This is a genomic window from Flavobacterium terrisoli (genome assembly GCF_030167905.1).
Lineage (GTDB): Bacteria > Bacteroidota > Bacteroidia > Flavobacteriales > Flavobacteriaceae > Flavobacterium > Flavobacterium terrisoli.
On sequence record NZ_JARGNA010000003.1, the window covers coordinates 35159 to 57304 of the forward strand.

Annotated in this window: 25 protein-coding genes and 1 tRNA gene; 19 read left to right on the forward strand and 7 right to left on the reverse strand. The window is 37.9% G+C overall.

The window, feature by feature from the left end; translation table 11 throughout:
• Nucleotides 1-32: 32 nt before the first annotated feature.
• The 3 genes from P1K33_RS04280 to P1K33_RS04290 form a co-directional block, all read right to left on the reverse strand.
• The gene (locus P1K33_RS04280; protein ID WP_284651652.1) at nt 33-1274 is read right to left on the reverse strand and encodes a site-specific integrase; all 1242 of its coding nucleotides are present in this window, start codon (nt 1272-1274) and stop codon (nt 33-35) included.
• Nucleotides 1275-1546: 272 nt separating this feature from the next.
• A tRNA-Val gene (locus P1K33_RS04285) sits at nt 1547-1624 on the reverse strand.
• A gap of 69 nt (nt 1625-1693) precedes the next feature.
• Nucleotides 1694-2914 carry a bifunctional folylpolyglutamate synthase/dihydrofolate synthase gene (locus P1K33_RS04290; RefSeq protein ID WP_284651653.1) on the reverse strand — a complete coding sequence of 407 codons (1221 nt, stop codon included), beginning with the start codon at nt 2912-2914 and terminating at the stop codon, nt 1694-1696.
• 130 nt (nt 2915-3044) lie between these two features.
• Between P1K33_RS04290 and P1K33_RS04295 the strand changes: the two genes are divergently transcribed.
• From P1K33_RS04295 to P1K33_RS04305, 3 genes are read left to right on the forward strand one after another with little or no spacing between them, the layout of a single operon-like run.
• Nucleotides 3045-3761 carry a MotA/TolQ/ExbB proton channel family protein gene (locus P1K33_RS04295; RefSeq protein ID WP_284651972.1) on the forward strand — a complete coding sequence of 239 codons (717 nt, stop codon included), beginning with the start codon at nt 3045-3047 and terminating at the stop codon, nt 3759-3761.
• Entirely contained in the window at nt 3742-4137 is a 396-nt protein-coding gene (locus P1K33_RS04300; protein ID WP_284651654.1) for an ExbD/TolR family protein, read from the forward strand. The genes P1K33_RS04295 and P1K33_RS04300 overlap by 20 nt, the downstream gene beginning before the upstream one ends.
• Before the next feature lie 17 nt (nt 4138-4154).
• Nucleotides 4155-4691, forward strand: a complete 537-nt coding sequence (locus tag P1K33_RS04305) for a hypothetical protein (protein ID WP_284651655.1) — start codon at nt 4155-4157, stop codon at nt 4689-4691.
• A gap of 57 nt (nt 4692-4748) precedes the next feature.
• Here P1K33_RS04305 and P1K33_RS04310 read toward each other — a convergent pair whose 3' ends face one another.
• Together P1K33_RS04310 and P1K33_RS04315 are read right to left on the reverse strand one after the other, a co-directional pair.
• Entirely contained in the window at nt 4749-5645 is an 897-nt protein-coding gene (locus tag P1K33_RS04310) for an energy transducer TonB (RefSeq protein WP_284651656.1), read from the reverse strand.
• Between the two features lie 77 nt (nt 5646-5722).
• Entirely contained in the window at nt 5723-6949 is a 1227-nt protein-coding gene (locus P1K33_RS04315; RefSeq protein ID WP_284651657.1) for a Glu/Leu/Phe/Val dehydrogenase dimerization domain-containing protein, read from the reverse strand.
• 206 nt (nt 6950-7155) lie between these two features.
• On the opposite strand from P1K33_RS04315, the gene P1K33_RS04320 reads away from it, so the two are divergent.
• From P1K33_RS04320 to P1K33_RS04335, 4 genes are all read left to right on the forward strand, one after another.
• Nucleotides 7156-7782, forward strand: coding sequence for a M50 family metallopeptidase (locus P1K33_RS04320; protein WP_284651658.1), 627 nt, complete (start codon nt 7156-7158; stop codon nt 7780-7782).
• A 138-nt stretch (nt 7783-7920) separates the two neighbouring features.
• Entirely contained in the window at nt 7921-9444 is a 1524-nt protein-coding gene (locus P1K33_RS04325; protein ID WP_284651659.1) for a helix-turn-helix domain-containing protein, read from the forward strand.
• 5 nt (nt 9445-9449) lie between these two features.
• Nucleotides 9450-10586 carry a tetratricopeptide repeat protein gene (locus P1K33_RS04330; RefSeq protein WP_284651660.1) on the forward strand — a complete coding sequence of 379 codons (1137 nt, stop codon included), beginning with the start codon at nt 9450-9452 and terminating at the stop codon, nt 10584-10586.
• 158 nt (nt 10587-10744) lie between these two features.
• Entirely contained in the window at nt 10745-11971 is a 1227-nt protein-coding gene (locus tag P1K33_RS04335; RefSeq protein WP_284651661.1) for a YCF48-related protein, read from the forward strand.
• A gap of 79 nt (nt 11972-12050) precedes the next feature.
• Here the strand turns inward: P1K33_RS04335 and P1K33_RS04340 are convergent, their stop codons facing one another.
• A complete protein-coding gene (locus tag P1K33_RS04340) occupies nt 12051-12212 on the reverse strand; it encodes a hypothetical protein (RefSeq protein WP_284651662.1) in 162 nt (53 codons plus the stop codon).
• 16 nt (nt 12213-12228) lie between these two features.
• Nucleotides 12229-13296, reverse strand: coding sequence for an anhydro-N-acetylmuramic acid kinase (locus P1K33_RS04345; RefSeq protein WP_284651663.1), 1068 nt, complete (start codon nt 13294-13296; stop codon nt 12229-12231).
• 95 nt (nt 13297-13391) lie between these two features.
• On the opposite strand from P1K33_RS04345, the gene P1K33_RS04350 reads away from it, so the two are divergent.
• The 12 genes from P1K33_RS04350 (at nt 13392) to P1K33_RS04405 (ending at nt 22132) form a co-directional block, all read left to right on the forward strand.
• On the forward strand, nt 13392-14531 hold the full coding sequence (locus P1K33_RS04350; protein WP_284651664.1) for an acyl-CoA dehydrogenase family protein: 1140 nt from the start codon (nt 13392-13394) through the stop codon (nt 14529-14531).
• Between the two features lie 122 nt (nt 14532-14653).
• Complete coding sequence (locus P1K33_RS04355; protein ID WP_284651665.1) at nt 14654-15331, forward strand: Crp/Fnr family transcriptional regulator; 678 nt, start codon at nt 14654-14656, stop codon at nt 15329-15331.
• Nucleotides 15332-15428: 97 nt separating this feature from the next.
• A complete protein-coding gene (locus P1K33_RS04360; RefSeq protein WP_284651666.1) occupies nt 15429-15887 on the forward strand; it encodes a YHS domain-containing (seleno)protein in 459 nt (152 codons plus the stop codon).
• Between the two features lie 35 nt (nt 15888-15922).
• Complete coding sequence (locus P1K33_RS04365; protein WP_284651667.1) at nt 15923-16312, forward strand: DoxX family membrane protein; 390 nt, start codon at nt 15923-15925, stop codon at nt 16310-16312.
• Between the two features lie 55 nt (nt 16313-16367).
• Nucleotides 16368-16856 carry a DinB family protein gene (locus P1K33_RS04370; protein ID WP_284651668.1) on the forward strand — a complete coding sequence of 163 codons (489 nt, stop codon included), beginning with the start codon at nt 16368-16370 and terminating at the stop codon, nt 16854-16856.
• Nucleotides 16844-17554 carry an NRDE family protein gene (locus tag P1K33_RS04375; protein ID WP_284651669.1) on the forward strand — a complete coding sequence of 237 codons (711 nt, stop codon included), beginning with the start codon at nt 16844-16846 and terminating at the stop codon, nt 17552-17554. Before P1K33_RS04370 ends, P1K33_RS04375 begins: the two co-directional genes overlap by 13 nt.
• A gap of 20 nt (nt 17555-17574) precedes the next feature.
• Entirely contained in the window at nt 17575-18609 is a 1035-nt protein-coding gene (locus P1K33_RS04380; RefSeq protein ID WP_284651670.1) for an ATP-grasp domain-containing protein, read from the forward strand.
• Nucleotides 18609-19235: a hypothetical protein gene (locus tag P1K33_RS04385; protein ID WP_284651671.1), complete on the forward strand. Its 627-nt coding sequence runs from the start codon at nt 18609-18611 to the stop codon at nt 19233-19235. Before P1K33_RS04380 ends, P1K33_RS04385 begins: the two co-directional genes overlap by 1 nt.
• Nucleotides 19236-19280: 45 nt before the next feature.
• Nucleotides 19281-19958, forward strand: coding sequence for an SDR family NAD(P)-dependent oxidoreductase (locus tag P1K33_RS04390; RefSeq protein ID WP_284651672.1), 678 nt, complete (start codon nt 19281-19283; stop codon nt 19956-19958).
• A 25-nt stretch (nt 19959-19983) separates the two neighbouring features.
• Nucleotides 19984-20586, forward strand: coding sequence for a SprT-like domain-containing protein (locus tag P1K33_RS04395; protein WP_284651673.1), 603 nt, complete (start codon nt 19984-19986; stop codon nt 20584-20586).
• Nucleotide 20587: 1 nt separating this feature from the next.
• Complete coding sequence (locus P1K33_RS04400) at nt 20588-21052, forward strand: hypothetical protein (RefSeq protein ID WP_284651674.1); 465 nt, start codon at nt 20588-20590, stop codon at nt 21050-21052.
• Nucleotides 21053-21070: 18 nt separating this feature from the next.
• Complete coding sequence (locus tag P1K33_RS04405) at nt 21071-22132, forward strand: mannose-1-phosphate guanylyltransferase (protein ID WP_284651675.1); 1062 nt, start codon at nt 21071-21073, stop codon at nt 22130-22132.
• The last annotated feature ends 14 nt before the right edge of the window (nt 22133-22146 follow it).

Genomic DNA, 22146 nt, shown 5'->3' on the forward strand with positions numbered 1-22146 from the left:
TATGCAGCCAACTTATTTTTAAAATCAAAATATTAGCTATTTGCTTGAAGCAGGGTTGAAGGTTGAGAAAATTTGAGCCTTAATACTTGCATATCCTCACTTACTTTCTTGTCTAGAACTCTAGCGTAATGCTGTGTTGTTTGGATGTTTTTGTGGCCTAGCATTTTGCTTACGCTTTCAATTGGAACTCCATTAGATAAAGTTACGGATGTTGCGAATGTGTGTCTGGCCATGTGGAAAGTTATTTCTTTTGTAATTTCACACAAGTCGCCAATTTCTTTTAAGTATCCGTTCATTTTTTGATTACTAAGAACCGGTAATACACTTTCTTCATTCAAACATTTGGGATTGTTTGCATACTTCTTAATTATCTCCTCGGCAATCGGTAGTAAAGGTATCTTAGATTTTGTATCAGTCTTTTGACGATTTTTGAAAATCCATTTTTGGCCATCGATGCCAATGCCAATATGATCATGTTTCAATCCTTTTACATCTACATAAGCTAATCCGGTAAAACAGCAGAAGATGAATATGTCTCGAACTAATTCTAATCTCTGCGTTCTGAATACTTTGTTATAGATACTTTGAATTTCTTCCTCAGTTAAGAATTCTGTTTCTACTTCTTTCATTTTACCATCATATTTTACGAAAGGGTCTTTTTCGAGCCAGTCATTACTTAGACAGATCTTAATAATCTTCCGGAAATTACGAACATATTTTACTGCAGTATTGTTGCTGCAGTTTTTTACACTTCTCAGGTAAAATTCAAAATCAGTAATCAAAGCAAAGTCGACTCTGTCAATAGCAATATCCTTAACTCCAAGTTTCCAAACTAGAAACTCTTCTAGATGTTTCAATGAAATTTTAAAACGCTCTAAAGTGCCGAAAGCATATCCATTGCCTAAAAGACTTTCAATTCTATTGTTATGGTCTTTATAAATAGGAATCAACATTCTTTGACTGTCGTTTTCTCCAAATAAGCGTTTTCTGAAACTCGCTATATTGATAGGTTCTTTTTTATGAGCAAGAGATAATTGTATGTCAATAATATCAGATTTTACAGAATCCAGATAGTTATTAATTGAACGGGCTTCCTCTGAGTTGCCTTTCATTTTGGATAGATCATCGGACCATTTTGATTTTTCGATAAACTTTTTAGAGCTATATTCTAAACGTTCACCATTTATGGTAAGTCGAATATACAATGGTAATAGTCCGGTGGAAATGGCTTTTTTACTTCTCAAGTAAAAATGCAAAGTGATTTTTTCTTTCATGGTGGTGACCTTTAAATTATTATTCAATTTATAATTCTCAACAAAGTCAAACAAGATGTACAAAATTTAATCAAGCTATTGAATAGGTTGTTAGTACGGTCTGTTTGCGCGGTCTTATGAAATTTTGCGATGCCCTTTTTCTTGATTTTTAGCAGGGCATCGCTTTTGTTTCCTAAGATTTGAGATTGAATGAATAATTTGGTACACGTATAAAAGCAAGAAACCCACAAATCCTGAGATTTGTGGGTTTTTAAAACTGATTGTAATCAATTTGGTGGGCGATGAGGGATTCGAACCCCCGACCCTCTCGGTGTAAACGAGATGCTCTGAACCAACTGAGCTAATCGCCCGTCTTGCGCTTGATTGCGAGTGCAAATATAGACCGTTTTTTTGATTCTGCAAATTAAAATGAAAAAAAATTACAAAATTTCTGCAACGACAAAAGTACTTCCGCCTACGTAAATGAAGTCTTTCGACGCTGCATTTTTTGTAGCAGTCGCATAAGCATTTGAAACAGAATTATATATTTGACCATTAAGTCCGAACTGAGCGGCTTTTTCCTTTAGAATTTCAGCCTCCAATCCGCGTGGGATATTGGGTTTGCAAAAATAATATTTGGCGTTTTTTGGAAACAATGGCAGGATTTCCTCCAAATTTTTGTCATTTACAACTCCCAAAACAATATGAAGATTATCAAATTTTTCCTTTTTCAACTGATTTAGGACAATCGATAAGCCATGCGCATTGTGAGCGGTGTCACAAATTATTTTTGGAGATGAACCTAATTGCTGCCAACGACCTTGAAGATTGGTGTTTGTAACCACATTCAAAAAACCTCTTTTGATAGCATCCTCAGAAACGGAAAGCAGTTGTTTTTCCTGCAATACTTTTAAGGTTTGTAAAACGGTTTTTTTATTATGAAACTGATAATCTCCCAGCAAGGCTGATGGATAATCTTCCTGAACCAAATCTGAGGCAAAATAAATTTCAGAATGAGTTTCCCGGGCTTTGGCTTCAAAAACCGGTTTGGTTTCGGCTACATATTCGCCAATCACTACCGGAATATTGGGCTTGATGATGCCGGCTTTTTCAAAAGCAATGGCTCCCAGAGTTTCTCCTAAGAACTGTGTATGGTCTAAACCTATATTGGTAATCACGGAAATCAATGGCGTGATGATGTTGGTGGAATCCAATCTTCCGCCCATCCCAACTTCAATGATATTAATATCAGTCTTTTCTCTGACAAAATAGTCAAAAGCCAATCCGACACTCATTTCAAAAAAACTCAACTGATTCTCTTCGAAAAAAGGTTTGTTCTTGTTGATAAAGTCACAAACATACGCTTCCGATATGGGTTTTCCATTGATGCTGATTCGTTCGCGATAATCTTTTAGATGAGGCGAAGTGTACAACCCAACTGTATAACCCGCTTCCTGTAAAACCGAAGCAAGAAGGTGAGAAGTTGAACCTTTTCCGTTGGTTCCCGCGACATGGATGCATTTTAAATGCTTTTCGGGATTGCCTAAATGATTGGCTAACAAAACCGTATTGGTGATGTCTTTTCGGTAAGCCGTGGCACCTTGCGTTTGGTACATTGGCAATTTGTTAAACATCCAATCCAGCGTTTCTTTGTAGTTCATAATTTTAGGAAAAAATAAGTTTTGATATACTTTTTTAATTTTTTTTTCGTTGTATATTGTGATGCCTATTAGGTCAATACAAATTTGAAATTATTTTCAGAATTAATAGCCCAAAAAATTAATAAATATGATTAGTACATTTTTACAGTTACAAGCTGATACCTTAGCGCAAGCTATTCCAACCGCCGACACGGCCAATGCAGCTTTAACCAATGAAGTTTCTGTTTTAGAGTTTATTTTTAAAGGAGGACTTTTTTTAATACCAATTGCCATTTTGCTTTTTTATACTTTATACCTCATTTTTGAGCGCTATCTGTATATTCATAAAGCAGCTAAAATTGACAATCGCCTGATGTCTGATGTACGCAATCATTTGAACAATGCGAATATTGACATGGCAGTAATGGCAGCGGAAAGACCAGGAACATCACAAGGTAATATTTTAAAAGAAGGTGTGCTTACCATAGGAAGACACATCAACGAGATAGAATCGAATATGGAACGCGCAGCCAATATCGAAATTGGTTATATGGAGAAAAAGTTAGGTCAACTGGGATTGATTGCCGGTATTGCACCAACACTCGGATTTATCGGAACGATTTCTGGGGTAATTAAAATTTTCTACAGCATTTCTGTAACCGAAGACATCAGTATCGGGAATATATCCGGAGGTTTATATGAAAAAATGATCAGTAGTGGTGCCGGACTTATTGTTGGTATTATTGCTTATAGTGCCTATCACTTGTTCAATGGGAAAATTGATAACTTCTCCTTGAATATCCAAAAACAAGTATTAGAATTTGTAAATATCATTCAAAGACCAAGTCATGGCAATAAAGCGAAATAAACGATTTCATGCAGAAGTCGCCACTTCCTCTTTGAGCGACATTATGTTTTTCTTATTGTTGTTTTTCTTAATCATCTCGACTTTGGCGAATCCCAATGTTATCCGAATGACATTGCCGAAATCCAAGACGAATGAAAAGACCAACAAGCAATTGATCACGCTTTCCGTGACCGAAGACAAACGCTTCTTTGTAGATAAGGAAGAAGTTGATTTTGGGCAGTTGGAAGACCGATTATTGTCACAAATTGACCCTACAAAGCAACAAACCGTTGTGATTAGAATTCCGTTTAACTTACAAGTCCAGGACTTAGTCGATGTATTGCAAATAGGCGTAAAGAACAAACTTAAGTTCGTTATCGCCACGAGTCCCAAGTAAAAATTAAATGATTTAAAATGAAAGCAAAAGCGTTACTGTTGATGGCATTTATATCAGCCTCAACATTTGCCCAAGACACCCAATTCAAGTTTTCCAAAGAAGGTTTAACCGACTATATCGTTACGACCTATGAAGGTTCGGCTAAGGATACCTATAATTTGGCATTAGCATGGGTAAAAGAAAATAGCAAAAAAGGTTATAAAATCGTTTCTTCAGTAGAAGGAGAAAAAATGACCGTTGAAGGCGGAAAAGAAAATTTCCTTTGTAGTAAAGCCGGTGGAACAAATGTTTGTACCTATGGTACTTTTACCATTGAAATTAGTTTTAAGGAAGGCAAATTCAAGTTTGAAGCTGTTGGTTTGAGCGAGAAGCCAAACAATGCAACAACCGTTGTAACTCACGACCTAAATGACTTTTCCGAATATTATAACAAAGACGGAAGTTTGAAAAAATACAAAGACGATGTTCCTGCTGCTTATGAAACACTGTTTAATGAGCTAAACAAAAGTTTGGTGACTTTTATGGATAAGAAAAAGAAAGCAGACGGTTGGTAAAATCATTAACAGCATAAAATAAAAAATCCCATTCATTCGAATGGGATTTTTTTATGTTTAGTTCAAACTGAAAGTATAAATAATCTTTCCGACTTGTTTTTCAGGCGCATTACTGTCTGCTTGCCATTTGGTGTTTTGGGCTGCAATCCTGGCCTGGTCGAGTAAACATTTGGCTGTATTGGTTGTGCCCTGAACTCCTGCGGTTACGCTTACGGTATTTCCATTTCGGTCAACCGTAACCTGAACAGCCACTCTTCCTTGTTCCTGGCAGGTATAATCCGGTTGTGGTTTGCTCAAAGCTTTTCGGTTTCCTAAAGAATAACCCGAACCACTTCCGTTGCCACCACCGCTTCCGCTTCCTGATCCGCCACCGGTTCCCGAACCTGAACCAATTCCGGTTCCTGATCCGTTTCCGCCGCCGGTACCTGTTCCGCTTCCGCTTCCATAGTAACCACCGGAATTTAAATTCCCGTTAGGTCCGCCTTTATTACCTCCTTTTTTATCATCACCATCGCCACCTTTGTTTCCTAAGATACTTGACAAAGCGTCATTGGCATTTTTAGAAACTTTTGGTTTTTCCGGAGCCGGTTTTGGTGGGTCTTTTTTCGGAATTACCGGAGTTGGTGTTTTTTTGATGTCTTTCTTCGGGATAGCCACATTGGTTTCGTCATCGTCATTGTCATCCGAAATCACATTGTCTTCAGGAGTAGAAGCTGTAGGTGCTACTTTGGCTTGGTCCTTTACATTCAGGACTTCACTTTTGTAATTGTCACCCATACCATAATCGCTGTCGCCAAAGTTCATTTCGATGCCGCCACCACCGCCGCCGCCCATGATTTTCATGTCATGCGGAGGCCAAAAACGCAATAAGAAAAGTAAAAGAATCAGCAAAGCATACACTACAGTAGTGATGCCTAAAGATTTTTTGTCGTCATCTGATAGTTCAAAACTCATAACTATTCTTTTGTTCGTTTAACTTTATAACGCTTAAAAGTAATAAATATTGTGTAAACCCGGCTGTTAATTATTTACTAAACTAATTGTTTCAGAGCAATTTCAAAGGCTGTAGCGCTAATATTCTTCTTGTCAGAATGCAAAGCGTGTGCTTTATCCAATGCTTTTTTAATGGTTTCCGAAATATCATAGAAGATCGCTTCGTCTGTCATTTGCACTTTTTTCTCCATGAAATAAGCAAATACTCTTGCCATACCACAATTCGAAATAAAATCCGGAATCAAACTTACTTTACTGTCTGTCTCCTCCATAATCGAGCCAAAAAATATTTCCTTGTCGGCAAACGGTACATTCGCACCACAAGAAATCACATCCAGTCCGTTAGCAATTAAGTTGTCGATTTGGTCTTTGGTTACCAATCTTGAAGCCGCACATGGTGCAAAAATATCAGCACCTAAGGTCCAGATTCTTTCGTTGATTTCGGCAAACGGAATCATGTTTTGGGCCACTAATTTGTTGCCGTCTTTATTTAAAAATAATCTTCTGATTTCGTCAAAAGAAAAACCTTCTTCATTAATCACACCACCATCGCGGTCAATAATACCAACCACTTTGGCGCCCATTTCTGCCAAATAAAAAGCAGCAGCTGAACCTACATTTCCAAATCCCTGAACAATGGCTTTTTTGCCAACCACATCGCCACCATAAATATTATAGTAATGACGCACGGCTTCGGCAACACCAAAACCGGTAATCATATCGGCAACGGTATATTTGCGCAATACATCCGGAGAGAATTTAGGGTTTTCGATTACTTTGATAACACCTTGGCGCAATTGCCCAATTCTGTTGATTTTATCGGCTTCTGTCGGTTTGAAATGTCCGTTGAAAACACCTTCCTGCGGATGCCAAACACCACATTCTTCCGTAAACGGGATTACTTCATGGATTTCGTCGACATTCAAATCGCCACCAGTGCCGTAATAACTTTTTAATAAAGGAGAAACCGCTTTGTACCAACGTTGCAAAACACCTTTTTTGCGTGGATCATTTGGGTCAAAGTTGATTCCTGATTTGGCACCACCGATTGCCGGACCGGAAACAGAGAATTTTACTTCCATCGTTTTGGCCAAAGACAATACTTCATTCATGTCTAATCCTTTTCTCATTCGGGTTCCACCACCGGCAGCACCGCCGCGAAGTGAATTAATTACTGTCCATCCTTCAGCATCAGTTTCGTTATCTTTCCAGTGAAATACGATTTCAGGTTGTTTGTTTTCGAATTTTTTTAATAAGTCTTTCATTGTTTTGTTTAATCTGTTCCGAACGTTCGGAATATTTCAGATTCTGTTTTAGTTAGATTCTATTTTAGTTTGTGGTGCAAATATAGTAATTATGAACTATGAGTTAGAAGTTATGAGTTGGGAATTATTCATAAAAACGTACAAAGGATTGTTTAATCAACCAGATATAAAAATGTGTAAGTTTGTTATTCATCAAATAAATTTAAATGGATTTAAAAATCGACATAAAACTGTTAATCTATTTGATACTGGGATTTATTTTGGCCACTGTCATCGGTACTGTTTCCCATGAGTACGGTCATTATTTTGTTGCCAAAGCTTATGGATTGGATGCTGAGATTCATTATGGTTATGCGACTTGGCACAGACCCGAATCGATGCCGCCTTTGACTACTGTAAAGCGTTTTTGGATTGTCTTTGGCGGTCCGTTGCAGACAATTCTGGTTGGAATTATAGGTTTGTTTTTGATTTATAAATTAAGAGCCTCATTTCAAAATGCGACTTCACTTACCTTAAAACAATGGGTTGTGATTTTTCTTTCGTTGTTTTGGCTACGGTTTTCGTTCAATTTTCTACAATCCGTTCCGCGTTGGATTCAAAAAGGGAAATTAACCGGAAGAAGTGATGAAATCAGAATGGCCCGATTTTTAGAGTGGCCGACTTGGTCGGTGACTTTATTTTTTGCCACCATAGGATTCTTGGTTTTAGCATTTGTAATTTACCGGATTGTTCCTAAAAAGCAAAGGCTCACTTTTATACTCTCGGGTTTAATCGGAGGCATTTCAGGATTTATTTTTTGGTTGGATTGGTTTGGCAAAATTGTGATGCCTTAGTCATATCAGGTTGTAATGATTGTCTTTACAAATTCGCGAAATCGTGTATCAAGAAAGTGATTTGCGTTCGGTGAATTGGTTTAAATGCTTTATTTTTGTTACTTATCCCGTATTATGCAAAAGCTTTCAGTTTTTATTATGGTTTTTCTACTCAGTTCAACCCTTTTGTTTTCACAAAAAGGGGAAGAAACTAATGAATTGATTCAGAAGGCAAAAAAGGAATTATTTGTAAATCCGGAACAGAGCTTAAAAATTACAGAATACATTCTTCGCAATTATAATTCCAATGCGGTTTTGGTTCAATCCAATTCGATATTGGCTAACTATTACTTCATTACAGGAAAGTACCCGCAAGCTGTCGATAATATTATGCTCGCCATAAAACGGTTACCACAAATTGAAGACAAAACCATTCAGGTTGAAACATTACTCCAGGCTGTTGAGATTTTTAATTTTTTAAATTTATATGAAGCTTCCCGTGAATATCTCAACATGGCTAAAAGAGCCGCTATAGGCAATATGGGATTGGAAAATAAACTTAAAAATCACGAACTTCTATATTCGAAAAAAACTCCGGACTTTGACAACTTCAGAAGGATATTAAAAGAAATCGCTCCAAATAAACTAAGCGAATATGCGTCCTTAACAAAAGGAACCGTAGCCACCCAAATGACCCAGAAATTTCTTGATGAGGAAGTGTTGGACTCAGCTTCTTTTTATGCTGCTAAAAATATCTCCGATCTTGAACATAATGATTCTGGTGTTTATTGGCGAATGATTGCCGAAATACAATATGCTGAAATCTATTTTAAAAACAAGGATTATCAGAATGCCACTAAAATATTGGATATTGCACTCGAAAAAGAAAATCTATTTAAAAGCGCTTATTTTCAAGGAATAATTTACGAAAGGCTGGCCAGGAATCATCTGGTGCTTAAAAACAAGGAAAAGTACCGTGAGTTCAGCCAAATGTCTTCAGCTGCCGCTAATGTATTAAACATTGAAAAAACCTTAGCGGTCAATAGTGCTTTTGACAAATTTCAAAATCAGAAAACTTCAACTGTAACAGCATTACAGGAAAAAGAAAATCGTTTGCTGTGGATTTTGGGAATCGTGGCTTTGGCAATAGCCGGGATAGGGTTGTTTGTCAGATGGTACTACAATACGCGAATTGAATATGCTTCTAACATTGTCAATTATATTAAGCTGATTAAAAAAGCAGAGCTTAAACCGGAAACGCCGGCCAAACTTATTTTAAAAAGTAATCAGAGACCTAAAGAAACTGACGAATTGCTGCTGAGTAAATTGGCCGAATTTGAAAACGGGAATACCTATTTAAGCAACGATATTTCGTTGGCACAATTGGCGTTCCAATTGGATACCAATACCAAATACCTTTCGGAAGTCATCAACCAATATAAAGAGAAGAATTTCAATGTTTATATCAACGAATTGCGTATTCATTACATTGTAAACAAACTCAAAACAGATCCAATTTATCTTTCCTATAAAGTGAGTTATCTGGCGGAAGAATGTGGTTTTTCAACACACAGTAGCTTTTCGGCAGTATTCAAAAACATTACCGGAATCACCCCAAATGTCTTTATTCAGTTTTTGACAAAGGACAAAATTGAAGAGGAAAATCTCATGAGCCTAAATTAAGCGATATGAAAAGTAAAATAAATAACCATCTTCTTTTCTTGCTGATATTTTTTAGCCTGTCCGGTCATGCCCAGAAGGAAATTGACAGCCTGTTGGAAATAGTTACCTATGACTTATATAGAAACCCTGACAAAGTTATAACCCAGTCAGAGAAAATTATCCAACGTGACAATATTACCATAGAGAACAAAATACAATTCTCAATACTGATTTCTACGGCCTATTCCTCAAAAAGGAATTATACCAAATCACTCTATTATGCTACCGATGCATTGAAATTACTGCCTAAAGTAAAAGATGATTTCTTTAAGATAAGGATATATAATCGCGTCGGTTTGCAGTACCAACAACTAAAATTATATGATAAGTCATTGACTTATCTCGATAAAGGATTGCAAATCGCTACCAAATCCAAACAAAAGAAATCCTTTGATAAATTACTCGGATTCAATTATGCCTCAAGGGCTTTTATTTATCGGGAGCAAATGAGTTGTGATATTGCGCAGGATTATTTCAATAAGGCGCTTTATTATTATAAGAAAACACAGGATGATCCTTTAATTAATGCCAATCTGAGTGTCATCTGTAGCAATAAGGCCAATTGTTTTGCCAATTCCGCTCAGTTGGATTCCGCAAGAATATGTTACAATCAAGCTATTACGTATGGTAAAATAATTGACGCCAAAACCTGTATAGCCTATGCCTATAAAGGACTGGCCGAAGTCAATATACTCGAAGGCAACTATGATGCTTCCATCGCTCAACTGAATGAAGCTTTGAAAACTTCCGCCAATAGCAATGACCTGTTTTTGAATCAGGGCATTTATCAGGGATTGTCCGATATTTATTTGGCACAAAACAACAGTGAAAAGCATAGTTTGTATACGGCCAAATATCAGGAAACGAGTAACGCCATTAAGACAAACGAGAGTCAATCGGTAAATAATTTGCTTTCCCAAATCAAAAAAGATGAAGAGACGGCAATGGATCAAATAATGAAAAAGGCAATTTATTATAAAATTGCATTTATAGGACTCATATTATTGCTTCTTTCAGTCCTGTTTTTTAAAACCAGAACCCTTCATTTTAAACTCAGAAAACTCAAAATTGAGAAGAAAGAGCTGGAGCATATTGAGGAGTAATCTCTTTTTCTTAAAATCAGAGAATCAATTAATAGTTTGATTTTAAGGCTCTACCATTTTTTTATACTGTCGGATTTCGTGAATTTGAACAGACTTGCCCTTTTTTTGAAGTGTTATATAAGATAAGTTTGTGGCACAAATTTACCATTAACACAACCATGAAAAAAATTACTTTTATTACCCTTTTAGGTGCTTTCCTTTTCACCAATTGTTTGTCTGCCCAATGGCAGAGAAATGTCTTATCCAGTTATCAATATATCTTTAGAGGTATGGCTTTTCCAGATAACCAAAACCTGATTGGATTTGCTGCCGGTGAACAATATACTTATAACGGAAACGGTATTGTCCTCAAAACTGTTGACGGTGGAACTACCTGGACGCAGATTTGGTCAGACACTACGCACAGAGGCATTGAAGCGATGAGTTTTGTCAATTCTGCTACAGGTTATGTTTGTGGCTGGAATCAGTATTGTGCCAAAACCACCGATGCGGGCGTGACCTGGACTACTTTGGATCCGGGAGGCAATAATCCCGTTTACATTTACACCAGCATAGATTTTATAGACGAAAACCACGGAGTGGTTGGCGCGCAGTTAGATGAGACTACAGCGATTTATGTAACAGCCGATGGCGGAGCAACATGGACTGCCGCCACAGGAGTAACAGATATTCCATATAAAATTACCCACACTGCAAATGGTATGTATTATGCGATTTCAAATGGTGGAAAAATCATGAAATCAACTGATGCTGGATTGACATGGACAACCATTTATAACAGTCCGGCTAATTTATTGGTAGGCATCAATTTTTATGATAACATGACGGGTATTGTAACCTGTGAAACCAATATCCTTAAAACAACTGACGGTGGTGTAACATGGACATCATCAAGTGTATCGCCAGTCGCTGAAGGCGCTATTTGGAGAGATGTTGTTTGGACATCTGCCAACAATCTTGTGATTGTAGGTACGCCCGATTTAATATTTGAATCAAATGATGGCGGTGCAACCTGGAGTTGGGGCAATGAATCACTATTTAACGGAGAACCTGCATTGTATGATGCAGTAGTTGCTGGTTCAAAAATCCATGTTTGTGGTTCTCAGGGTAATTTTTATACAAAAACAATTGCGTTAGGCATAAACAATCCTACAGCAGCACAGGTCAATGTGTATCCAAATCCTGTTCAGGATATTTTAAACTTGTCTTCTGTTGAACCAATTATTTCGGTCGCGGTTTATGCGATAAGTGGTCAGTTGGTTTTTACTGAAAAATCAGAAAACATTCAACAAATAGATATGTCAACATTAAGCAGTGGTGTTTATTTTGTAAAAGCATCGACTGCAGATGGAGATAAGACAATAAAGTTAGTAAAGGGTGATTAAGATTGGATTTTTTTTAAGATTGGGAACTCTGAAGTTATGCTTCGGAGTTCTCTTTTTTTAAGCGAAACCCAAAACAAATTTAATTTGACTTGCGAAAATGTTTTGCAACCGCCCAAATAAAGAAACTTACGCCCAGAACCAATGTGGTGTAATATAATGGTGTATTCTTTTCGACAGTAGTTGAAATGCCACTGAAGATGCCTGAGATGATGTACAAATAAACGGGTTTGATGTTTTTCATATTTGGTTTTGTTGAATTAAATGTTGAATATCACTCCTGAAGAATGGTCTTTTTTGGCACCGGTAACACTACTCAATACATTGATTTCCTTGCGCAATTTTAATACGCCAAGCAAGGCGAAAATCAACGCTTCCTTGTATTCCAGCGTTTTGGCATCTGGAACCACAAGTGATAGCTCGGGTAAATAATTCTGCATGCTTTCCAGTAAAAAAGTATTATAGGCACCGCCGCCGGTCACAAGCATATCGCCTCGTCTGTCGGGTAATGCAAAAGCTGTTTGCTTCGCAATGTGTTTGATAAAAGTGTGCATTTTGTCTTCAATACTGAGGTCATAGCTTTCCATCAACGGCAGGACAACGGTTTTGACAAATTCAAAGCCTAAAGATTTTGGATAGGGTTTTTGATAATAAGACAAGCTGTCCAATTCTTCCAATAAAGTCATATCAGTTTCGCCCGAGCGAGCGATATTGCCTTTGTCGTCATAAGCTAGGCCCAATTTGTTAGCATAAAAATTCAAAACGGTGTTCACCGGCGAAATGTCAAACGCAATTCGTTTGCCTTCGTGCTCAAATGACACATTCGAAAAGCCACCCAGATTCAAGCAGTAATCATAATCGGAAAACAGGATTCGGTCGCCAATCGGTACCAATGGAGCGCCTTGACCGCCATACTTCACATCCTGAACCCGAAAATCACAAACGATGGTTTCGCCAACAATGGTAGCAATTTCCTTCAGGTTTCCAATCTGCAACGTAAAACCGTTTTGCGGTTGGTGTAAAATCGTATGGCCATGGCTGCAAACGGCATCCAGTTTTTTGATTTTGTGTTTTTTGATAAAGGTTTTGATGATATTGCCCAAAAGAGCCGTATAGTCTTTATTGAGTTGGGTCAATTCTGCCTTCGAAAAATCAACCGCTGTTTGCAATTTGTTTAACCAATCGGCGTTATAAGAAACAGTCTCACTTTCAAGGATTTCGTATTGCCATTTGCCTTCAATTACCCTAAAATGAATATGTGCCAAATCAACGCCGTCCAACGATGTGCCCGACATGACGCCGATAACGGTATAACTTTCTTTCAACATTGGCTAAATTTACGAAAACGTTTGAAATTTTAACTTTTAAATCCTATTTTTGCACACCAAAATTAAAGAAACAACAAACATAATCGTTACAATTTATGGATTTTAATTTAACCGAAGAACAGTTAATGATTCAACAAGCAGCGAGAGATTTTGCTCAAGCGGAATTGTTGCCTGGCGTAATAGAAAGAGACGAACACTCAAAGTTTCCAACCGAGCAAGTCAAAATGATGGCGGAATTGGGATTCTTGGGAATGATGGTAGATCCAAAATATGGTGGCGCCGGATTAGACAGTGTTTCTTATGTTTTGGCGATGACCGAAATCGCAAAAGTTGACGCGTCTGCAGCGGTAATCATGTCAGTGAACAACTCACTAGTGTGTGCCGGAATGGAAAAATACTGTTCGGAAGAACAAAAAATGAAATATTTAGTGCCTTTGGCCAAAGGTGAAGTGATCGGTGCTTTCTGTTTGTCAGAACCGGAAGCCGGAAGTGATGCTTCTTCGCAAAAAACAACTGCCAAAGACATGGGCGATTACTATTTGTTAAACGGTACTAAAAACTGGATCACCAATGGTGGAACCGCTTCAACTTATCTTGTAATGGCACAAACCGATGTGGAAAAAGGACACAAAGGCATCAATGCTTTTATTGTGGAAAAAGGTTGGGCTGGTTTTGAAATCGGGCCAAAAGAAAAGAAAATGGGCATCCGCGGAAGCGATACACATTCGTTGATGTTTAGCGATGTAAAGGTTCCAAAAGAAAACAGAATCGGCGCTGACGGTTTCGGATTCAACTTTGCGATGAACGTTTTGAACGGCGGAAGAATCGGGATTGCGTCTCAGGCTTTGGGAATTGCCACCGGTGCTTACGAATTGGCGTTGAAATATTCACACGACCGTAAAGCTTTTGGCAAAGAAATCTTCAAACACCAGGCGATTGCGTTCAAATTGGCCGATATGTTTGTGAAAATCACGGCAGCCAAATTGTTAATCATGAAAGCTGCTGCTGAAAAAGACGAAGGAAAAGACATTGCGCATTCTGGTGCCATGGCCAAATTATATGCTTCCGAAATCGCTTTGGAAGTGGCCAATGAAGCAGTTCAAATCCACGGTGGAAACGGTTATGTAGCCGAATACCATGTAGAACGTATGATGCGTGATTCAAAAATCACCCAGATTTACGAAGGAACTTCAGAAATCCAACGAATTGTAATTTCAAGAGGTTTGGTTTCATAGAAATGCATCGTCACTTCGAGTGTCACGATCTAATCGGGATGTATAGAGAAGTCGTTTATAACCAAAAAGCCCTTTCAGCAACGAAAGGGTTTTTTATTGGATAAAATGTATACTTTTACAATATGTATGAAGAATTAAAATATTGGTACCTACGCGATCACAAGTTGTTTTGGACATTGAGCATGAACCAAATCAAGCAGTTGTGTATCATCACTGGTTTTAAGAAAGCCAAAAAAGGCGACATCATTTATTTTTCTTCTTCAGATTTACCACGTGTTTTTTTACTCAAAAAAGGGAATATCAAGATTGTCTCAGTCGATGAAGAAGGTAACGAAACCATCAAGGACATTATCGAAAAAGGTGATTTGTTTGGCGAACTCGAACTCGACAGTGACCGAAATTCCAATGAATATGCCAAAGCCTTAACCGATGACATCATCATCTGCAGTTTTCTCTTATCCGATTTTGAGGATTTGTTGTTGCGCAATCCAAGCCTGGCGCTGTCCTATACCAAGTTTGTCGGGCTCAAATTAAAGCGCATCAAAAACAATTATGCCAACCTGGTTTCCAAAGATGCCAAGACTCGATTGCTCACGTTTATCAAGGATTGGGCAGCACGTGATGGTAAAAGGGAAGGCAACAGGGTTACCATTCAAAACTACCTGACGCAAAACGACATTGCCCAAATCATCTGTACCTCACGCCAAACCGCTACGGTTTTACTCAATGAACTGGAAGAAAACGGCCTGATGTATTATGGCAGGAAAGAGATTATTATTGAGGATATTTCGAAGCTTTAGAATTATTTCACCCCAATTGTAAACTACCCGACAAAACTACTTTTCATTGCGCTTTACTTTTGCTTTATCAAATCAGATAATTTAAAAACTAAACATCATGAACAAGCAAATTTTAATCCTGTTAATCGCTTTTATTTCAGCAACAGGTTTCGCTCAAACTTCAAGAGCAGCTCATTTCAATCTGGACAAAAAAGTAGCCATTCAGGGTTATGATCCTGTGGCCTATTTTACGCAGAAAAAAGCTGTAAAAGGCAAAAAAGAAATTGCGTCAACCTATGAAGGCGTAACCTATTATTTTTCTTCTCAAGCCAACAAAGATGCTTTTGCCAAAAATCCTTTGGGCTACGAACCACAATATGGAGGTTGGTGTGCTTATGCCATGGGCGCCAACGGCGAAAAAGTAGAAATCAACCCGGAAACGTTCAAAGTTTTAGACGGCAAACTCTATTTGTTTTACAACGCCTATTTCAACAATACCTTGAAAAGTTGGAACAAAGACGAATCCAATCTGAAGAAAAAAGCCGATGCCAACTGGAAGAAAATCAGCGCAAAGTAATTATTCCAAGAAGTCTAACGATCTAAAAATCTAGAATGAAAAACCCAATTATACTCTGGATTGTCAAGCTGGTAGCTGTGGTAATCCTAGTCCAAACTTTATATTTCAAATTCACCGGTGCCGAGGAAAGTGTGTATATTTTCCAAACTTTAGGCATTGAACCTTTTGGCCGAATTGGCTCAGGCGTGGTCGAATTAATCGCTTCCATTTTGATTTTAATTCCGAGAACAACACTGCTTGGCGCACTTTTAGGAATGGGTACGATGTTAGGTGCGATTTTTTCTCATATATTTGTGTTAGGAATCGAAGTGCAAAATGATGGTGGAACGTTATTTATTTTGGCTGTAATCACTTTGGCAAGCTGTTTGCTGCTGGTGTTTGCGGAACGAAATAGAATTCCGGATTTATTGCGATTTAAACTGTAGAAAACTGTTTTCTGGCAGAAATCGTAACTATAACAATAAACAAACAGAACTATATATGCTCATTCCGGCCATTCACAAAACCCTCAACGAGTTATCCGATTTAGTATCGAAACTCTCCGATGACGACTATTGTTGTCCCTGTCACGACTTGAGTAATGCCACTATCGGCGAACATACCCGACACATTATTGAGATGTTTCAATGTCTCGAAAATCAGTATGAAAATGGCGTGGTCAATTATGACAACCGCAAACGGGATTATGCGATTCAGACCAATACGGCTTTCGCCAAAGAATGTATCGATACCATCATGAGCCAGGTAGACAAACCCAATAAAAATCTGCAATTGCAACAAATTGTCGATGGCGAAGAATTGCTGATTGAAAGCAATTACCACCGTGAGTTGTTGTACAATCTGGAACATTGCATCCACCATCAGGCGTTGATCAAAGTGGCGATTATCCAATCCAAAACGATTGATGTTGATGCCGATTTTGGCGTGGCGCGTTCTACCATAGAATACCGAAAACAATGTGCACAGTAAGTTTTGTCAATGCCAATGGTAAAATCATCATTACGTCCAATCGTGATGAAAAGATTTTAAGACCTAATGCTATTGAGCCTAAAAATTATCTCATCAATAACAAGAAAGTCATTTTTCCCAAAGACAACAAAGCCGGTGGCACTTGGTATGCCATCGACGAACATTCCAATGTTTTAGTCTTATTAAATGGTGCCGAAGAAAAACATGTCTTAAAAGACGGTTACCGAAAAAGCCGCGGTTTGATTGTGCTTGATTTAATCAGCAGCGAATCACCATTTCAGGCTTGGCAGGAAACTGATTTAAGCGATATCGAACCGTTTACTTTAGTGTTATTCGAAAACCAAAAACTCTATCAGCTGCGCTGGAATGAATTGGAGAAAAGTACTTTGGAATTGAATACCAATGAAAGTCATATTTGGTCGTCATCGACTTTATATCCGGCGGCAATCAGAGAAAAAAGAGCCAACTGGTTTTATACTTTTCTCGATACCAAGCCCGAAGTCAATGAAGAAGAATTGTTCAATTTTCACCGCTATACCGAAGAAGGCAACACCGAACATGGTTTGGTTATCAACCGAAATGATATTTTAAAAACACTGAGTATCACGCAAACGGTCATCGAAATGAATAAAGTTACCATTCATTACAATGATTTGATTGCCGAACGGGATTTTTCCAATATCTTTATTTCGGTATAACAACTTTTAACTCATCATTCTTGAGACTATTTTTCCACAAATTATTCCACTGGGAATATTGGCCATTCCAGATTGTATATATTCCTATTTATTTCCTGTGGGCGTATTATGCGTTGAAAGCAAGAACGATTTTCTTTTTCAATGCCTGTAATCCAACGATGCGCAACGGCGGATTCATCATGGACAGCAAAATTGAAATCTATGATTTGATTCCGCAGCATTTTTATCCCAAAACCAAATTTGTCAAAGAGAAACAGCCTTTTGAAGAGGTTGAAAATATACTCAATAATTCTAAAATCGATTTTCCGTTTATCGCGAAGCCCGATATCGGCCTGCGTGGTTCGGCAGTCAAAAAAATCAATAATCTTGACGATTTAAAAAGCTATCACAGCAAAGCCAATTTCGATTATTTAGTGCAGGATTTGATTCCGTTTCCCAATGAAGTCGGGATTTTTTATGTGCGTTATCCTCATGAAAAGCACGGCAGGATTACCGGAATTGTAGCCAAAGAATTCCTGATTGTTGAAGGCGATGGTTGTTCAACTGTTGAGGAATTATTGAAGGCCAATCCGCGTTATGAGTTTCAGTTGAAAGCGTTGCAAAGAGAATATGGTAATAAGCTCAAGGATATTTTAGCCAAAGGCGAAAAACGCAATTTGGTTCCCTATGGCAATCATGCGCGTGGCGCCAAATTTTTGGATTACAGCCATTTGATTTCGCCACAATTGACCAAAATCATTGACGATATGTGCTTGCAAATCGATGAGTTTTATTTTGGGAGAATGGATTTGATGTACAATACCTGGGAAGAATTGGAACAAGGGAAAAACTTCTCGGTTGTTGAATTGAATGGTGCAGCGAGTGAACCAACGCACATTTACGATCCAAAACATTCACTCTTTTTTGCGTGGAAGGAATTGGCACGGCATATTACTTATATGTTCGAAATCAGTGTGGCCAACCACAAACGCGGATTTGCTTATTTGCCACATAAAATCGGGATGGAACAATACAACCTGCATTTGGAGCAATCCAACAAAATAGTCCACTTTTGATGCAAAATCTCAAAAACATAGTCGTTGGTTTTCTGGTGAGTTTCATCGGGTCGATTCCTTTGGGCTATTTGAATGTCGTTGGTTTTCAGGTGTATCAAAAGTCGGGTTTAATGCCCACGATGTTGTATTTATTGGGCGTTATCCTCATTGAGTTTTTTGTGATTTATTTCACCTTGATTTTTGCCAATAAACTGGCGGCCAATGTAAAACTGACCAAGTACATCGAAGGTTTTTCCATTGTGTTTATGTTTTTGTTGGCGTATGTTTTTTATTCGAGTGCCAAATCCAAAAGTGATTTTACCACTTCATTTGATTATGTACCATTTGTTTTGGGAATCGTATTGAGCTGCCTCAATTTTATCCAGATTCCGTTTTGGACCGGTTGGAATCTGTATTTGCTGAATGGAAAACACATAGAGATTTCAGGCGCGAGAAAATATGTTTTTGTCGTTGGAACCATAGCCGGTACTTTTTGTGGCATGCTGACGCTGATTTTGGCATTGCATTATTTCTCCTCGAATGTTGATTTTTTGGCCAAATATTTAATGCAAATCATTATTCCGCTGGTGTTTGTGGGATTTGGAATTCTGCAATCGATAAAGTTTTACCGAAAGCATATCAACTGATTTCATTTCCTAAGTTTTGCTATATTTACCATATAAAAACACACAATGAAGAACATTATTATTACTGGAACTTCAAGAGGAATTGGTTACGAATTGGCGTTGCAATTTGCCAAAGCCGGACACCAAGTCTTAGCCATTTCCAGAAAAACACCTCAAGCCCTAATTGAAAACGAAAACATCACTTGTCTTTCCGTTGATTTGGGTAAAGAAGAAGAATTAGCCGAAGTCGAAAAATTTCTTTCCAGTGCTTGGAAACATGTCGATATCATCATTCACAACGCCGGAAGTTTGGTGAACAGACCTTTTTCGCAAACTTCACAATCTGATTTTGAAAGTGTTTACCGGGTTAATGTTTTTGGTGTGGCCAATTTGACGCGTGTTTGCTTGCCGTATTTGGAAAAAGGGAGCCATGTGGTTTCCATCAGTTCGATGGGCGGCATTCAGGGCAGCATGAAATTCGCCGGATTGGCAGCGTACAGTTCGAGCAAAGGTGCCGTGATTACGCTTTCAGAATTGTTGGCGGAAGAATACAAAGAGCAAGGCATTGCGTTTAATGTTTTGGCACTAGGCGCGGTAAATACCGAAATGCTTCAGGAAGCTTTTCCGGGATATGAAGCCCAGATTTCGGCAGCAGAAATGGCCGATTATATTTTTAATTTTGCTCTGACAGGAAACAAATACCACAATGGGAAAGTAATCCAAGTTTCATCATCAACGCCATAACTCATAATTTATAACTCATAATTCTTTGAGCGAAGTCCTTCAAAAATACCTTCCCGAACATTCTGTTCAGCCTTGCTTTGAGTTAATCAAAAGCAACAATGTGCATTTGAAAATCGTCAACGAGCGCCAAACGCGTCATGGTGATTATCGCAGAGCCGTAGGAGGAAAGCATGAAATTACGGTGAATGCCAATTTGAATAAATACCGATTTTTAATCACATTGGTACACGAAATTGCCCATTTGGTAGCGTATGAAAAATTCGGAAGATTGATCAAACCGCATGGCAATGAATGGAAGCATACGTTTCAAAAATTGATGCTGCCGTTTATTCGGCCGGAGATTTTTCCACATTCGGTGTTGCCTTTGGTAGCCAATCATTTTAGGAATCCAACGGCGAGTAGTGATACCGATGCCCGATTGGCTTTTGCCCTAAAACAATTTGACGAGCGCAAACCCGATATCCATTTTGTACACGAAGTGCCCAGCGGTAGCTATTTCCGAATCAAAAATGGCAGGATTTTCCAGAAAAAAGGCTTGCGTGTTAAGCGCTATGAATGCTTGGAAGTCAAAACCGGAAGACTGTATTTGTTTAATGCCAACGCTGAAGTTGAACTCATTCCGGGATAATATGATCAAGAGAAAGCCTTATTTGCTGTTGTTTACAGAAGTATTAGTATTGTTGAGTTATTTTATTGTCGGTAATAATGATGATGATAATTTTGCTGTAAATGTTCATGATACTTATTTTGTAATGTCAAAAAATGACATGATTTTGTTTTTGATTGTTCTTTTATCCTTTTCGGGGATTATTTATTGGATGATGACCAAATTTAAAGTTGCAGTCAATATGGTTTTAGCTAACAGTCATATTTTCGGAACACTTTTTTTGACTGCATTACTATTCTATTTTAACTATCAGGATTCATTACAATTGTTTACTAATGTGAATAATATTGATGATTTGTTGAATCCTACAGATTATAATTTCTATATCATTATAACATTGATGTTGATTGCATTGCTTCAAGTCTTGTTTATTATAAATATATTTGTAGCCATAATCAAAAAACTTTGCAACTCTGCTACTAAGTAACTTTGCAACTCAAAAGAAATGAACAACAATTATTACGCAATATTAATGGCCGGCGGTGTTGGTTCCCGATTTTGGCCGGTAAGTACCACTGATTTTCCAAAACAGTTTCACGACATGTTGGGCTCGGGAGAAACCTTGATTCAAAAAACCTTTAGTCGTTTGTCGAAGTTGATTCCGGTGGAAAATATACTTATTCTAACCAACGAGCGCTACAATGATTTGGTTTTGGAACAATTGCCTATGGTAAAACAGGAGCAGGTTTTATTGGAACCAGCCATGCGTAATACGGCGCCGTGTATTTTATATGCTTCGCTAAAAATTCAAAAACAAAATCCCAATGCGGTAATGGTAGTCGCGCCAAGCGATCACTGGATAGAAGATGAAGATGAGTTTGCCAATAATCTACAGCAGTGTTTTGATTTTTGCCAAAAAGAAAATGCCTTGATGACTTTGGGAATCCAACCGACCTTCCCGAATACCGGTTTTGGTTATATAGAATTTGATAAAAATGACAATAACCCAATCAAAAAAGTAAACCAGTTCCGTGAAAAACCCGATTATGAAACTGCGAAAGCATTTTTGGAAGCCGGAAATTTCCTTTGGAATGGTGGTATTTTTATCTGGAGCGTCAAGTCGGTGACCGAAGCTTTTGAAAAATTCCAGCCACAGATGAATGCTTTGTTCCAACAAGGTTTAGAAAGCTATAATACTTCAGGCGAAAATGAATTCATTCATGACAATTATGCAAAAGCGGAAAATATTTCCATCGATTATGCTGTGATGGAAAAAGCCAATAACGTTTATGTTTTGCCGGCTACTTTTGATTGGAACGATTTAGGAACCTGGGGTTCGCTTCACGAGAAACTCGATAAAGATGATCAGAACAATGCGGTAGTCAATGCCACTGTGATTTTGGAAAATGCTTCCAATAATATCATTCGCTCTGATGCTAAAAAACTAGTGGTCATTGATGGTTTAGATGATTACATCATTGTAGATAATGAGAATGTACTGATGATTTATCCTAAAAGTAAGGAGCAGGACATCAAGAAAATTACAGAGCAGGCCAACAAATTATAGTTGAAAAGTATCGT

Bases quoted from the DNA above. Each gene is read 5' to 3' on its own strand.
- P1K33_RS04365 (WP_284651667.1), top strand. From the start codon at position 15,923: ATGAAAAACCCAATTATACTCTGGATTGTCAAGCTGGTAGCTGTGGTA.
- P1K33_RS04315 (WP_284651657.1), bottom strand. From the start codon at position 6,949: ATGAAAGACTTATTAAAAAAATTCGAAAACAAACAACCTGAAATCGTA.
- P1K33_RS04370 (WP_284651668.1), top strand. From the start codon at position 16,368: ATGCTCATTCCGGCCATTCACAAAACCCTCAACGAGTTATCCGATTTA.
- P1K33_RS04320 (WP_284651658.1), top strand. From the start codon at position 7,156: ATGGATTTAAAAATCGACATAAAACTGTTAATCTATTTGATACTGGGA.
- P1K33_RS04300 (WP_284651654.1), top strand. From the start codon at position 3,742: ATGGCAATAAAGCGAAATAAACGATTTCATGCAGAAGTCGCCACTTCC.
- P1K33_RS04360 (WP_284651666.1), top strand. From the start codon at position 15,429: ATGAACAAGCAAATTTTAATCCTGTTAATCGCTTTTATTTCAGCAACA.
- P1K33_RS04335 (WP_284651661.1), top strand. From the start codon at position 10,745: ATGAAAAAAATTACTTTTATTACCCTTTTAGGTGCTTTCCTTTTCACC.
- P1K33_RS04390 (WP_284651672.1), top strand. From the start codon at position 19,281: ATGAAGAACATTATTATTACTGGAACTTCAAGAGGAATTGGTTACGAA.
- P1K33_RS04340 (WP_284651662.1), bottom strand. From the start codon at position 12,212: ATGAAAAACATCAAACCCGTTTATTTGTACATCATCTCAGGCATCTTC.
- P1K33_RS04280 (WP_284651652.1), bottom strand. From the start codon at position 1,274: ATGAAAGAAAAAATCACTTTGCATTTTTACTTGAGAAGTAAAAAAGCC.
- P1K33_RS04330 (WP_284651660.1), top strand. From the start codon at position 9,450: ATGAAAAGTAAAATAAATAACCATCTTCTTTTCTTGCTGATATTTTTT.
- P1K33_RS04305 (WP_284651655.1), top strand. From the start codon at position 4,155: ATGAAAGCAAAAGCGTTACTGTTGATGGCATTTATATCAGCCTCAACA.
- P1K33_RS04310 (WP_284651656.1), bottom strand. From the start codon at position 5,645: ATGAGTTTTGAACTATCAGATGACGACAAAAAATCTTTAGGCATCACT.
- P1K33_RS04325 (WP_284651659.1), top strand. From the start codon at position 7,921: ATGGTTTTTCTACTCAGTTCAACCCTTTTGTTTTCACAAAAAGGGGAA.
- P1K33_RS04375 (WP_284651669.1), top strand. From the start codon at position 16,844: ATGTGCACAGTAAGTTTTGTCAATGCCAATGGTAAAATCATCATTACG.
- P1K33_RS04290 (WP_284651653.1), bottom strand. From the start codon at position 2,914: ATGAACTACAAAGAAACGCTGGATTGGATGTTTAACAAATTGCCAATG.
- P1K33_RS04400 (WP_284651674.1), top strand. From the start codon at position 20,588: ATGATCAAGAGAAAGCCTTATTTGCTGTTGTTTACAGAAGTATTAGTA.
- P1K33_RS04405 (WP_284651675.1), top strand. From the start codon at position 21,071: ATGAACAACAATTATTACGCAATATTAATGGCCGGCGGTGTTGGTTCC.
- P1K33_RS04355 (WP_284651665.1), top strand. From the start codon at position 14,654: ATGTATGAAGAATTAAAATATTGGTACCTACGCGATCACAAGTTGTTT.
- P1K33_RS04385 (WP_284651671.1), top strand. From the start codon at position 18,609: ATGCAAAATCTCAAAAACATAGTCGTTGGTTTTCTGGTGAGTTTCATC.
- P1K33_RS04350 (WP_284651664.1), top strand. From the start codon at position 13,392: ATGGATTTTAATTTAACCGAAGAACAGTTAATGATTCAACAAGCAGCG.
- P1K33_RS04345 (WP_284651663.1), bottom strand. From the start codon at position 13,296: ATGTTGAAAGAAAGTTATACCGTTATCGGCGTCATGTCGGGCACATCG.